Origin of the sequence: Streptomyces sp. CA-142005 (assembly GCF_050942335.1) — a bacterium.
GTDB lineage: Bacteria > Actinomycetota > Actinomycetes > Streptomycetales > Streptomycetaceae > Streptomyces.
Map to the genome: position 1 here is coordinate 6,506,658 of NZ_CP192078.1, position 13,460 is coordinate 6,520,117.

10 protein-coding genes are annotated in these 13,460 nt (G+C 71.0%); 6 read left to right on the plus strand and 4 right to left on the minus strand.

Features of this window, described 5'->3' with window-relative positions; genetic code table 11:
• Positions 1-115: 115 nt before the first annotated feature.
• The 4 genes from ACQPXS_RS30510 to ACQPXS_RS30525 all read right to left on the minus strand — a co-directional run bounded on the left by ACQPXS_RS30510 (position 116) and on the right by ACQPXS_RS30525 (position 6,866).
• Entirely contained in the window at positions 116-3,919 is a 3,804-nt protein-coding gene (locus ACQPXS_RS30510) for a multifunctional oxoglutarate decarboxylase/oxoglutarate dehydrogenase thiamine pyrophosphate-binding subunit/dihydrolipoyllysine-residue succinyltransferase subunit (protein ID WP_433452455.1), read from the minus strand.
• A 303-nt stretch (positions 3,920-4,222) separates the two neighbouring features.
• The gene (locus ACQPXS_RS30515; RefSeq protein WP_356315071.1) at positions 4,223-5,338 is read right to left on the minus strand and encodes a HAMP domain-containing sensor histidine kinase; all 1,116 of its coding nucleotides are present in this window, start codon (positions 5,336-5,338) and stop codon (positions 4,223-4,225) included.
• Positions 5,335-6,075, minus strand: coding sequence for a response regulator transcription factor (locus ACQPXS_RS30520; RefSeq protein WP_351799654.1), 741 nt, complete (start codon positions 6,073-6,075; stop codon positions 5,335-5,337). The genes ACQPXS_RS30515 and ACQPXS_RS30520 overlap by 4 nt, the downstream gene beginning before the upstream one ends.
• A 113-nt stretch (positions 6,076-6,188) precedes the next feature.
• Positions 6,189-6,866: a spermidine synthase gene (locus ACQPXS_RS30525; protein ID WP_433452457.1), complete on the minus strand. Its 678-nt coding sequence runs from the start codon at positions 6,864-6,866 to the stop codon at positions 6,189-6,191.
• A 196-nt stretch (positions 6,867-7,062) separates the two neighbouring features.
• Between ACQPXS_RS30525 and ACQPXS_RS30530 the strand changes: the two genes are divergently transcribed.
• The 6 genes from ACQPXS_RS30530 (at position 7,063) to ACQPXS_RS30555 (ending at position 13,459) form a co-directional block, all read left to right on the plus strand.
• Positions 7,063-7,923 (plus strand): rhomboid-like protein, encoded by an 861-nt coding sequence (locus ACQPXS_RS30530; protein ID WP_433452459.1) that lies wholly within the window; start codon positions 7,063-7,065, stop codon positions 7,921-7,923.
• 94 nt (positions 7,924-8,017) lie between these two features.
• Positions 8,018-10,438 (plus strand): endopeptidase La, encoded by a 2,421-nt coding sequence (gene lon / locus ACQPXS_RS30535; RefSeq protein WP_433452460.1) that lies wholly within the window; start codon positions 8,018-8,020, stop codon positions 10,436-10,438.
• Between the two features lie 143 nt (positions 10,439-10,581).
• Complete coding sequence (locus tag ACQPXS_RS30540) at positions 10,582-11,532, plus strand: serine/threonine-protein kinase (protein ID WP_433452461.1); 951 nt, start codon at positions 10,582-10,584, stop codon at positions 11,530-11,532.
• 197 nt (positions 11,533-11,729) lie between these two features.
• Entirely contained in the window at positions 11,730-12,326 is a 597-nt protein-coding gene (locus ACQPXS_RS30545) for a hypothetical protein (protein ID WP_433452463.1), read from the plus strand.
• Positions 12,327-12,456: 130 nt separating this feature from the next.
• A complete protein-coding gene (locus tag ACQPXS_RS30550; RefSeq protein ID WP_433452465.1) occupies positions 12,457-12,903 on the plus strand; it encodes a DUF1153 domain-containing protein in 447 nt (148 codons plus the stop codon).
• Positions 12,904-12,925: 22 nt separating this feature from the next.
• Positions 12,926-13,459, plus strand: coding sequence for a hypothetical protein (locus ACQPXS_RS30555; protein ID WP_433452466.1), 534 nt, complete (start codon positions 12,926-12,928; stop codon positions 13,457-13,459).
• Position 13,460: the final 1 nt, after the last annotated feature.

Below are 13,460 nucleotides of genomic sequence, written 5' to 3' on the forward strand. Positions count from 1 at the left end.
CCCACACGGCTGGCGGCCGCACATGCTCTCGACCACCCCCGTGAACAGGCGAAGGGCCCGGCACCGAGCAAGAACTCGGCACCGGGCCCTTCGTGTCGGCTGAACCGCCGGAGGCCTACGCCTCGAACACCTCACGCACCAGCTGCTCCTGCTCGGCCTGGTGCCGCTTCGCGGAGCCGACGGCCGGGGACGAGGAGTGCGGACGCGAGATGCGCCGCAGCCGCTCGCCGTGCGGGACGTCCGCGCCGACCGCGAGGTCCAGGTGGTCGATCAGGTTGAGCGCGATGAACGGCCAGGCACCCTGGTTCGCCGGCTCCTCCTGCGCCCACAGGTACTTCTCTGCGTTCGGGTACTTCTTGATCTCCGCCTGGAGCTCGGCACCCGGCAGCGGGTACAGCCGCTCGATACGGATGATCGCGGTGTCCGTGACGCCGCGCTTGACCCGCTCGGCCTCCAGGTCGTAGTACAGCTTGCCGGCCACGAAGACGACCTTGCGGACCGCGGCCGGGTCCACCGTCGCGTCGCCGATGACGGGACGGAACTGACCCGACGTGAACTCCTCGGTCTTCGACGCGGCGGCCTTCAGGCGCAGCATCGACTTCGGCGTGAAGACGACCAGCGGCTTGTGGTGCGGGTTGTGCACCTGCCACCGCAGAAGGTGGAAGTAGTTCGACGGCAGGGTCGGCATGGCGACCGTCATGTTGTTCTGGGCGCAGAGCTGGAGGAACCGCTCGACACGGGCCGAGGAGTGGTCCGGGCCCTGGCCCTCGTAGCCGTGCGGCAGGAGCAGGGTGACGCCGGACGTCTGGCCCCACTTCTGCTCGGCCGCCGAAATGTACTCGTCGACCACCGTCTGGGCGCCGTTGACGAAGTCACCGAACTGCGCCTCCCACATCACGAGCGCGTCGGGGCGGGCCAGCGAGTAGCCGTACTCGAAGCCCATGACCGCGTACTCGGACAGCAGGGAGTTGTAGACGTTGTAGCGCGCCTGCTCCTCGGCGAGGTACTGCAGCGGGGTGTACTCCTCGCCCGTCTCGCGGTCGATGAGGACCGCGTGGCGCTGGCCGAAGGTGCCGCGCTGGGAGTCCTGGCCGGAAAGCCGGACCGGGGTGCCCTCGAGCAGCAGGGAGCCGATCGCGAGGGTCTCGCCCATGCCCCAGTCGATCGTGCCGTCCTCGACCATCGTCGCCCGGCGCTGCAGCTGGGGCAGCAGACGCGGGTGCACGTGGAAGGTGTCCGGGATGTTGACCTGGGACTCGGCGATGCGCTTGACGACCTCCGAGGAGATCGCGGTGTTCACAGCGACCGGGAAGTCGGCCTGCGGGTCCGACACCGGAACGGTGCCCGGCTGGGCCGTGACGGCCTCGCGAACCTCGGTGAAGACCTTCTCCAGCTGCCCCTGATAGTCCTGCAGGGCCTGCTCGGCCTCTTCCAGGGTGATGTCGCCGCGACCGATCAGGGACTCGGTGTAGAGCTTGCGCACCGAGCGCTTCTTGTCGATCAGGTCGTACATCAGCGGCTGGGTGAAGGCCGGGTTGTCCGACTCGTTGTGACCGCGGCGGCGGTAGCAGATGAGGTCGATCACCACGTCCTTGTTGAACGCCTGGCGGAACTCGAAGGCCAGACGGGCCACGCGGACCACGGCCTCCGGGTCGTCGCCGTTCACGTGGAAGATCGGGGCCTCGATCATGCGGGCCACGTCCGTCGCGTACATGGAGGAACGCGAGGACTCCGGGGCCGCGGTGAAGCCGACCTGGTTGTTGATGACGATGTGGACCGTGCCGCCGGTGCGGTAGCCGCGCAGCTGCGACATGTTCAGGGTCTCGGCCACCACGCCCTGGCCCGCGAAGGCCGCGTCGCCGTGGATCGCCACCGGCAGGACCGTGAAGTCCGTCCCGCCCTTGTTGATGATGTCCTGCTTGGCGCGGGCGATGCCCTCGATGACCGGGTCGACCGTCTCCAGGTGGGACGGGTTGGCGGCAAGCGAGACCTTGATCTGCTCGCCGTCCAGGCCGGTGAAGGTGCCCTCGGCGCCCAGGTGGTACTTCACGTCGCCGGAGCCGTGCATCGACTTCGGGTCGAGGTTGCCCTCGAACTCGCGGAAGATCTGCGCGTACGACTTGCCGACGATGTTGGCCAGCACGTTCAGGCGGCCGCGGTGGGCCATGCCGATGACGACCTCGTCCAGGCGGGACTCGGCGGCGGAGTCGATCACCGCGTCGAGCAGCGGGATGACGGACTCGCCGCCCTCCAGCGAGAAGCGCTTCTGGCCGACGTACTTCGTCTGCAGGAAGGTCTCGAAGGCCTCCGCCGCGTTCAGGCGGCGCAGGATGCGCAGCTGCTCCTCGCGCTCCGGCTTGGAGTGGCCGCGCTCGACCCGGTCCTGGATCCACTTGCGCTGCTTGGGGTCCTGGATGTGCATGAACTCGATGCCGGTGGTGCGGCAGTACGAGTCGCGCAGCACGCCGAGGATGTCGCGCAGCTTCATCATCGACTTGCCGGCGAAGCCGCCGACGGCGAACTCGCGCTCCAGGTCCCACAGGGTGAGGCCGTGCTCGACGATGTCCAGGTCGGGGTGCTTGCGCTGGCGGTACTCCAGCGGGTCGGTGTCGGCCATGACGTGGCCGCGGACCCGGTAGGAGTGGATCAGCTCGAAGACGCGGGCGGCCTTGGTGACGTCGTCGTCGTGGCTGGCGTCGATGTCACGCAGCCAGCGGACCGGCTCGTACGGAATCCGCAGCGACTCGAAGATGTCGTCGTAGAAGCCGTTCTCGCCGAGCAGCAGGTTCGCGACCTGGCGCAGGAACTCGCCGGAGGCGGCGCCCTGGATCACCCGGTGGTCGTAGGTCGACGTGAGCGTCATGACCTTCGAGATGCCGAGCTTGTTCAGGGTGTCCTGGCTGGTGCCCTGGAACTCCGCCGGGTAGTCCATGGAGCCGACGCCCATGATCACGGACTGGCCGGGCATCAGGCGCGGCACGGAGTGGACGGTGCCGAGGCCGCCGGGGTTGGTCAGGGAGACCGTGACGCCGGTGAAGTCGTCCATCGTCAGCTTGCCGTCGCGGGCGCGGCGGACGATGTCCTCGTAGGCCTGCCAGAACTCGAAGAAGTTCAGCGTCTCGGCCTTCTTGATGGCGGCCACGACGAGCTGGCGGTCGCCGTTGGGCTTCACCAGGTCGATGGCCAGGCCGAGGTTGACGTGCGGCGGCTTGACGAGGGTCGGCTTGCCGTCCTTCTCGCCGAAGGACCAGTTCATCGACGGCATGGCCTTGATGGCCTGCACCATCGCGTACCCGATGATGTGCGTGAAGGAGATCTTCCCGCCGCGGGCGCGCTTGAGGTGGTTGTTGATGACGATCCGGTTGTCGAACAGCAGCTTCACCGGGACCGCGCGGACCGACGTGGCGGTCGGCAGCTCCAGCGAGGCGTTCATGTTCTTCGCGACCGCGGCGGCCGGGCCGCGCAGCGTGATCAGCTCCGGGCCCTCGGGGGCCTGGGCGGCGGGAGCGGCCGTGGGCTTCGGCTGAGCGGGCGCCTGTGCGGGCTGCGCCGGCTTGGCCGGGGCGGGGGCCGCGGCCTTCGCCGCGGGGGCTGCGGGAGCCGGGGCCGGAGCGGCGGCGGGCTTCGGGGCCGCCGGGGCTGCGGGAGCCGGCGCGGGCGCGGCCTGGGGCTGAGGGGCCGTGGTGGTCCCTGCGGCCCCCGCGGCCGCAGTACCCGCCGCAGCCGGGGTGACAGGAGCACCTGGCTTGTAATCGGCGAAGAAGTCCCACCAGGCTCGGTCTACCGAGTTCGGGTCCTGGAGGTACTGCTGATAGATCTCGTCGACGAGCCACTCGTTCGGACCGAACGCGGCAGCGGGGTTCTTCCCGGCTTGGTCGTCGGTCGAGACGCTCGGGTTACTGGGGGACTGTGGCGACACGGCGGCAACCGCCCTCTTCCGCTTCACAAGGTGATGGACAGCGGAAATAAAGGCTACGCCCCAACGGCCGGGAAGGTCAGGTCGAGCAAGGTCATCGTCGCGTAAGTCACATCAGAAATCTTGTTTCAGGGCTTGAAATGGCGGGAAACAAGCGTGGTTCCGCATGGGGGAGGGTGCACCGGCACCGGCCCTGCGCGGCTTCGTTCGACCTCTCGCGCGGGCCTGCTCCTGATCACACGTGTCCAGCTGCGCGGAAAGGGCGCGGACGCTCGTGGATCTTGTGCTTCCGGTTCGAACTTTACGTCAACTTGAGACGGAAGACGGTCCCGGAAGGGTGACGATGATCCGGCAGCCCCGCTCGGATTCGGCCACACCGATCCGGCCGCCGTGCAGATCCACCGCCCAGCGGGCGATCGCCAGACCGAGCCCGGTGCCGCCGTCGCTGCCCGGCCCGTGCGGCCGGGTCACCGCACCCCGGTTGAACCGCTCGAACACCCGGTGCCACTCCGACCGGGGGATTCCGGGGCCCTCGTCCAGGACCTCCAGCTCCAGCGACTCCGGCTGCGGCCCGCGCCGCGCCTTCACCGTCACCCGCCCGTGGGGCGGGCTGTGCTTGACCGCGTTGTCGATCAGGTTGGCCATGACCTGGTGGATGCGCTCGGGATCCGCGTGCGCGGTCAGCTCCGGGGGGGAGACGTCCAGGTGCAGATGGACGTCGGTGCGGGTGTGGCTGCCGGAGCCGGAGGCGATGCCCGCGCGCGCCGAGGCGACCATGTTGGCCTCCTTCAGCACGCCCGAGAGGTACGGCCACACCTCGAAGCGCCGCTTCCTCAGCGGTACGACGCCGTTGTCGAGCCGGGAGAGGTCCAGCAGGGTCTCCACCAGCCGGCCGAGCCGCTCGGTCTGCTTCAGCGCCGTCCGCATGGTCTCGGGGTCGGCCTCGGTGACCCCGTCGACGATGTTCTCCAGCACCGCGCGCAGGCCCGCGATGGGGGTGCGCAGCTCGTGGGAGACGTTCGCGACCAGCTCTTTGCGCTGGCGGTCCTGGGCCTCCAGCTCGTCCGCCATGACGTTGATCGTCTGGGCCAGGTCGCCCAGCTCGTCCCGGCGGCCGTCGCTCACCCGGCGGGTGTAGTCGCCCTCGGAGATCGACCGCGCCACGGCGTTCATCTCGTCCAGCGGCATGGTGAGCGAATGCGCCACGAACTGCGTGATCAGCAGGGTGGCGATCATGGAGAAGACCGTGATGAAGCGCAGCTCGGTCTTGGTGTGCACCGCGATCATCGACAGACCGGTGGTGATCAGCACCGAGATGACGACGAGCGCGCCCAGCTTGGTCTTGATCGAGAACGGGCGTACGCCGCCCCAGGGTTCCTCCCCGGGGCTCCTCCGTGCGGCCTGCCGCCCGTCGGCGCTCATGGGGTGGGCGTCTCCAGCGCGTATCCGACGCCGTGCACGGTACGGATCCGCTCGGCGCCGATTTTCCGGCGCAGCGCCTTGATGTGGCTGTCGACCGTACGGGTGCCGGAGGCGTCCGCCCAGTCCCACACCTCGGCCAGCAGCTGCTCCCGGGAGAGCACGGCGCGCGGGGTGTTCGCCAGGCACACCAGCAGGTCGAACTCGGTGGGCGTGAGGTGGACGTCCTCGGACTTCACCCGCACCCGGCGCTGTGCGTGGTCGATCTCCAGCTCACCGAGCCGCAGGATGCCGGAGCGCGGGGTGGTGGCCGCGATCGCCGCCCGCTCCACCCGGCGCAGCAGCACATGCACCCGCGCGGCCAGCTCCCGCATCGAGAACGGCTTGGTCATGTAGTCGTCCGCGCCGACCCCGAGACCGACCAGCATGTCCGTCTCGTCGTCCCGCGCGGTCAGCATCAGCACCGGCACGGGGCGCTGCGCCTGCACCCGCCGGCAGACCTCCAGGCCGTCGAAGCCCGGCAGCATGATGTCGAGGATCAGCAGGTCGGGCTGCCAGGCCTCGGCCGTGTCGACGGCTGCCGGGCCGTCCGACGCGGTCTGTACGAGAAATCCCTCGGCGCGCAGCCGGGCCGCGATGGCGTCGACGATCGTGGGATCGTCCTCGACGACCAGCACCCGGCGCTGTGCGCCCGGGGTGGTCGTCGCCGCGCCGCTCTGGGAGGTGTGTGTCTGCTCCATCGCCCGCCCCTGCTTGTTGCTTTCCGGAACCCGTGGGGTGATCCCATGACTGCGATTGACGCTTGAATGACCCGCGTCAGGGCAGCACATTACGGGGATCCACCATGCTGTCGCTATCCAGGGCGGAGGGCGAGGTGCACGGCGTCCGGAACGCCCCGGGCAACGGGCACCTCTTCGGTACGCACCTGCTGGAACCCGGCATTCCGCAAGCTTCCTTCAAATTCCGGAGAGGGTTCGGCGGACCATACGGCCAGCACCCCGCCGGGGCTCAACACCCTTGCGCAGGCGGCCAGTCCGGCCGGTGAGTAGAGAGTGTCGTTGTCATCCGTGACGGTCCAGCCCGGGCCGTTGTCGATGTCCAGACAGAGCGCGTCGAACGTGTCGGATGTCTCATTGACGAACGCCACGAGATCGTCCTGCACGATCTCGGTGCGCGGATCGCCGAGCGCTCCGGCGGACACCTCCGCCAGCGGCCCGTCCCGGTGCCAGTCGATGACGGCGGGTTCCCGCTCGACGACGGTGATCCGCCCCCACCCGGGGTCCGCCGCGGCATGTGCGAGTGAGAATCCCACGCCCAGCCCGCCGATCAGCACTTTTGGCTCCGGCCGCCCGTCCAGCGCCCGGTGCGCGGCGTCGACCAGCAGCCGCTCGGAGCGCCCGTCGGAGGTGTCCATCAGAAAGCAGCCGTTGGCGATGATCTGCAACAGCTCTCCGTGCCGGCGCAGCACCACCTCGCCGTACGGGCCGTCGCGCCGGTCGAGGACCACGGGGGAGTCGTACGCGGCAGTCATGCCCCCATCCTGCTTGAACGGGCCTTGACCTGCACGGGAATTAGGGATGTCGCACGGATGTGCGGACCCTTCGGGCGGGGAACGGACGCGCGCGATACGTAGGAGGTTGCTGTGAATCGGGTCTCGCGTGGCGTCGGTCATAGACAGCGGCCCCTGGAACACGAAGGGTTGGGTATGACGGAAGGAGTGCCGCATCGTGGAACGGACCGCGACGGGCCCTGCGGCGGCCGCGTCCGCGCCCCTGTCGGACGCGCCCCTCCCGGACGGCACCGCCGTCGTCCCGGTCCCCGCGATCGCGGACCTGCTGGAGGGGATGCCACGTCAGCGGCACGCCACAACCCCCGCTCCGGCCCCCGAACCCGCCGTCGCCGGCCTCCGCCCGGCCACACCGCTTCCGTCTCTCCCGTTCCCGTTCCCGTTCCCGCTCCCGCGGCCGTGGCGCCTGCTGCCCACTCCCACCGGCACCCCGTTCACCTTCGCCTACGTCGCCGTCCTGGCCGCCACCTCCGTGTTCGCGGCCCTGGCCGACCCGGCCCTGGTGCACGCCCTCCACCAGGACTCCAGCACGGACGTGGCCCACCTGGTGCGCACGCCGGGGCTGGTGCTGCTCGCGAGCGCGCTGTGGATCGCGGGCGGTGTCCTCTCGCCGTACGCGCTGGCGTTCGTGCTGGTGCTCACCGCCCTGGAGCGGCGGATAGGCGGCGCGCGTACGGCCTGCGTCTTCCTCGCCGGGCACGTCCTGGCCACGCTCGCCACCGAGGTCCCCGTGGGCCTGGCCGTGCTCTTCGGTCACCTCCCGGCCACCTCGCTGCACCGCCTCGACTACGGCATCAGCTTCGGCGTCGCCGCCGGCATCGGCTCTCTCGCGGGGCTCCTGCGCCCCTGGCTCCGCTGGCCCCTCCTGACCCTGACGGCGGGCACCCTCCTCGACGACCTGATCGCCTTTCAGGACCCGATGACGAACTGGGGCCATCTGATCGCGCTGACGACAGGCGTGGCGAGCTGGCCTTTTGTGCGGCGGTGGGCGCAATCCGCCCAGGGGCGCGGGGAACTGTGAACGTGATCGCTCACAGCGAACAGGCGTAGGGAACACCAGCCCGTCCCCAGCAGTTGAGTCGGCATAGCTCAACTTGACTGCCGAAGGGGAGATCATGGCTACTGAGTCACCGGCGTTCACGCTCGTCCTACCCGTGCTGCCGCTCGACGACGAGGTCGTGCTGCCCGGCATGGTGGTCCCGCTGGACCTGAGCGACGCCGAGGTCCGGGCCGCGGTGGAGGCCGCGCAGGCCGCCGCCCGGTCGGAACCGGGCAAGCCCAGGGTGCTGCTGGTGCCCCGCATCGACGGCACGTACGCGAAGACCGGTGTGCTGGGAACCGTCGAGCAGGTCGGCCGGCTGGCCGACGGCGACCCGGGGGCTCTGATCCGCGGCCGCAGCCGCGTGCGCATCGGCGCCGGCACCACCGGTCCCGGCGCGGCCCTGTGGGTCGAGGGCGCCCGCATCGACGAGAGCGTGCCCGACCCGCTGCCGGGCCAGGTCGCGGACCTCGTCAAGGAGTACAAGGCGCTCGCCACCACCTGGCTGAAGAAGCGCGGCGCCTGGCAGGTCGTGGACCGCGTCCAGGCCATCGACGACGTCTCCGCGCTCGCCGACAACTCCGGCTACTCGCCGTTCCTCACCACCGAACAGAAGGTCGAACTGCTGGAGACCGCCGACCCGGTGGCCCGGCTCAAGCTCGCCACGCAGCAACTGCGCGACCACCTCGCCGAGCAGGACGTGGCCGAGACCATCGCCAAGGACGTCCAGGAGGGCGTCGACAAGCAGCAGCGCGAGTTCCTGCTGCGCCGTCAGCTGGAGGCCGTCCGCAAGGAACTGCGCGAGCTGAACGGCGAACAGGACGGCGAGGAGTCCGACGACTACCGCGCCCGCGTCGAGGCCGCCGACCTGCCGGAGAAGGTCCGCGAGGCCGCGCTCAAGGAGGTCGACAAGCTGGAGCGGTCCAGCGACCAGTCCCCGGAGGGCTCCTGGATCCGCACCTGGCTGGACACCGTCCTGGAGATGCCCTGGAACGAACGGACCGAGGACGCGTACGACATCCAGGGCGCCAAGGCGGTCCTGGACGCCGAGCACGCCGGTCTGGAGGACGTGAAGGAGCGCATCACCGAGTACCTCGCGGTGCGCAAGCGCCGCAACGACCGAGGGCTGGGCGTCATCGGCGGCCGGCGCGGCGGTGCCGTCCTGGCCCTGGTGGGCCCGCCCGGCGTCGGCAAGACCAGCCTCGGCGAGTCGGTCGCGCACGCCATGGGGCGGAAGTTCGTCCGCGTCGCGCTCGGCGGCGTCCGCGACGAGGCCGAGATCCGCGGCCACCGCCGTACCTACGTCGGCGCGCTGCCCGGCCGCATCGTCCGGGCGGTCAAGGAGGCCGGGTCGATGAACCCGGTGGTGCTGCTGGACGAGATCGACAAGGTGGGCTCCGACTTCCGCGGCGACCCGGCCGCGGCCCTGCTCGAAGTCCTGGACCCGGCGCAGAACCACACCTTCCGGGACCACTACCTGGAGGTCGAACTCGACCTGTCGGACGTCGTCTTCCTGGCCACCGCCAACGTCCTCGAGGCCATCCCCGAGGCGCTCGCCGACCGGATGGAGATCGTCCGCCTGGACGGCTACACCGAGGACGAGAAGGTCGTCATCGCCCGCGACCACCTGCTCCCGCGTCAGCTGGAGCGGGCGGGACTCGGCGAGGACGAGGTCGCTCTGGAGGAGGGCGCCCTGCGCAAGCTGGCCGGCGAGTACACCCGCGAGGCCGGCGTGCGCACCCTGGAGCGCTCGATCGCCCGGCTGCTCCGCAAGCTCGCGGCGCAGCACGAACTCGGCGAGCGGGAGCTGCCGTTCACCGTCCGCGAGGAGGACCTGCGCGGTCTGATCGGGCGCCCGCACCATGTGCCCGAGTCCGCCCAGGAACCGGCCGAGCGCCGTACGTCCGTGCCCGGCGTGGCGACCGGTCTCGCGGTCACCGGCGCAGGTGGTGACGTGCTCTTCGTGGAGGCGTCCCTGGCCGACCCGGAGACGGGCGCCGCGGGTCTGACCCTGACCGGCCAGCTCGGTGACGTGATGAAGGAGTCGGCGCAGATCGCGCTGAGCTTCCTGCGCAGCCACGGCGCCGAACTGGAGCTGCCGGTGGCCGACTTGAAGGACCGGGGCGTGCACATCCACTTCCCGGCGGGCGCGGTCCCCAAGGACGGCCCGAGCGCGGGCGTCACGATGACCACGGCGCTCGCGTCGCTGCTCTCCGGCCGTCTGGTCCGCACGGACGTGGCGATGACCGGCGAGGTCTCGCTGACCGGCCGGGTGCTGCCCATCGGCGGCGTCAAGCAGAAGCTGCTCGCCGCCCACCGCGCCGGGGTGACCACCGTGATCATCCCCAAGCGCAACGAGCCCGACCTGGACGACGTCCCGGCCGAGGTGCTGGACAAGCTCGACGTCCACACCGTGACCGACGTCCGCCAGGTCCTGGAACTGGCACTCGCGCCCGCGACGAGCGGCGCGGCGCCGGAGGTTCCCGTGGCGGCGTGACGGACGCCGCGGGAAAGGCGAGGCCCGGGTCCCGTGAGGGAGGCCCGGGCCTTCGCCATGCGCCGGCAGGGGGCAGCAAGGGGGGACCGCAGAGGGGGCCGTCGCATCGCGCTCATACCGGGATGTCTCGGTAGAATTCAGGCGTGAGTTGGCCCCCCAAGACCCCCTCCGGTCTGATCGGGGCCGAGATCGCGGGCTACAAGGTGGAGCGCGAACTCGGTCGCGGCGGGATGGCCGTCGTCTACCGCGCCAGGGACCTGCGGCTCGGCCGGACGGTCGCCCTCAAGCTGCTCGCCCCCGAGTACACCAGGAACGACGCCTTCCGCCGCCGCTTCGCCCAGGAGTCGCGGGTGGCCGCCGCCATCGACCATCCCAACATCGTCCCCGTCTTCGAGGCCGGCGAGTTCGACGGGGTCCTGTACATCGCCATGTGCTGCGTCTCCGGGCAGGACCTGCGCGCCCTGATCGACGCCGAGGGCCCGCTGGCGGTGCCGGTCGCGGTGCGCATCGCGGCACAGCTGGCCTCCGCCCTGGACGCGGCCCACGCGCGCGACCTGGTGCACCGGGACGTCAAGCCCGGCAACGTACTGATCGCCAAGGGCGTCGACAGCGACCACCCCGAGCACGTCTACCTCACCGACTTCGGTCTGGCGAAGAAGTCGCTGTCGCTCACCGGGTTCACCACCGTGGGCGAGTTCGTCGGCACCCTCGACTACGTGGCGCCCGAGCGCATCGCCGGACGCCCGGTGGACGGCCGGGCCGACCTGTACAGCCTGGCCTGTGTGGTCCACGAGATGCTCGCGGGCGCCCCGCCCTTCCAGCGGGAGGACCACCTGGAACTGCTGTGGGCCCACCAGTACGACCCGCCGCCCGCGCTCAGCAAGGAGCGGCCGGACATCCCGGTCGCCGCCGACGGCGTGCTGAAGAAGGCCCTGGCGAAGGCCCCGGACGGCCGTCACGACAGCTGTCTGGAGTTCGTCGCGGACCTGCGGGCGGCCGTCGCCGACTGCGTGCCCCGCCGTCGTACGCCGACCCTGGTGGACCGCGTCGCGCCGCCGGAGCCACCTGCCTGGGCCCGGCCTTTCCTCATCTGATCGGCACCGCTTACGCGGGCTTTAACCCGACGCCTGTGAGTGCGTCAAGTCCCGAGTCCTCGGAACGTGACCCTGATTTCCCGATCGGGCCTACTTGAAGCACGGCCTCACCGCAACGGAAATGAGGCGGTCCGAGGGAAACGGCAATCCTCCGGTATTCCTCTCGGGAAATCCTCACAGTAATCGGGAGAAAGCTTATGACTCGTAACGTTCACACCCCCGCCGACGCCCGTCCGAAGCGCCGCGGTCTCCGTTTCGCGACCCTCGCCGCCTCCGCCGCGCTGGTCACCGGAGGTGTCCTCCTCCCCGTGTCCAGCGCGATGGCGGCGCCGATGCCCACGTCGACCGTGGCCTTCGTCAAGGGCGGCGGCGCCGGTGGCGCCGGTGGCGACGGCGGTGGCGGGCTGGTCGGCGGCGGAGGCGGCGCCGGTGGATCCGGTGGCGGCAGCGTCCTGGGCACCGGCGGTGACGGCGGCAAGGGCGGCAAGGGCGGCGACGGCGTCCTGGCCGGTGGCGGCGGCGGTGGCGGCGGTGGCGGAGGCGAAGGTGTCATCGGCGGTAAGGGCGGCGACGGCGGCGACGGCGGCTTCGGCATCCTCTCCGGCGGTGGCGCCGGCAGCGGCGGTGGCGGTGGCGACGGCACCCTCATCGGCGGCAAGGGCGGAAACGGCGGCAAGGGCGGCGACAGCGTCTTCCAGGGCGGCAACGGCGGCAAGGGCGGCAAGGGCGGCTTCGGTGGCCTCTTCGGCGGCGCCGGTGGGACCGGCGGGGCCGGTGGCGCCAGCATCTTCTGACCGTCCCCAGCGACCGTGAACGGGGTGGAGGCCGTCCGGGCCTCCACCCCCGACCGGGCCACGGCGCCCGCACCCGAAACGCCTCACCGCACCGCCTCCCCACACCCATGACCGGAAAAGGAGACCCCCGATGTCCAGGAACTCCTGGCGGCGTCCCTTCACCCTCGCGGCGGCCTCCGTGGCTCTCGCCACCGCCACCGCGTGCGCCGCCCAGGCGGCCACTCACACGACCCCGGCACCCAGCGGCCACGCGGCCGCGCCGGCTCATCCGTCCTCGCACTGCGGAGAGGGCGGCGAAGGCGGCAAGGGCGGCGCGCCCGGCAGGCCGGGTGAGCCGGGCAAGCCGGGCAAGCCGGGCAAGCCGGGCTGCTCCGCGTTCGACCTGCACGACCTGCCCGACAAGCCGAAGTCGGATCTCTCGCGGCTGGACAAGGCGCGGATCGCGCTGGCGGTGCTGGCCGGCCGGGTGACCCAGGCCGACGCGGCCAAGAAGTACAAGATCCCGGAGAAGGAAATCAGCACGTGGGAGCGGCAGCTCCAGAACGGCGACTGGCTCGCATTTCTGCAGACCGACTGAAATTCAGAGAAAGGGAAATCCCATGCGCAGCCACTCCTGGAAATTCGGTGTCGGTCTCGCGGTCTCCACCGTGGTGATCGCCGGTGGCGCGATGGCCCCGGCCGCGACGGCCGCCACCGGCCCCGTCGGCGGCGGAACCGGCAGCAGTCCGCCCGGCGTCAGCAGCGTCCACCCCGGCAGCGGGGACATCCACGTGGGCAACGGCAGCGTCCGCATCGGCGACTCGTTCTGCGCGGGCAACTGCAACGGCACCGTCAACGGCACCAAGGGCGGCAACGGAGGCATCTGCGCCGGGCTCTGCAACGGCAGCGCCAACGGCGGCGACGGCACCGACGGCGCACCGGGCCGGGACGGCGGCAGGGGCGGCAACGGCGGGATCTGCGTCGGCGTCTGCTCGGGCAGCGTCAACGGCGGGAACGGCGGGCGGGGCGGCGACGCGGTGGGCGCGGGCGACGGCGGGAACGGGGGGCGGGGCGGGAACGGCGGTATCTGCCTCGGCGTCGGCTGCGAGACCAGCGGTCAGGGCGGCCGTGGCGGCGACGGCGGCGACGGCTGAC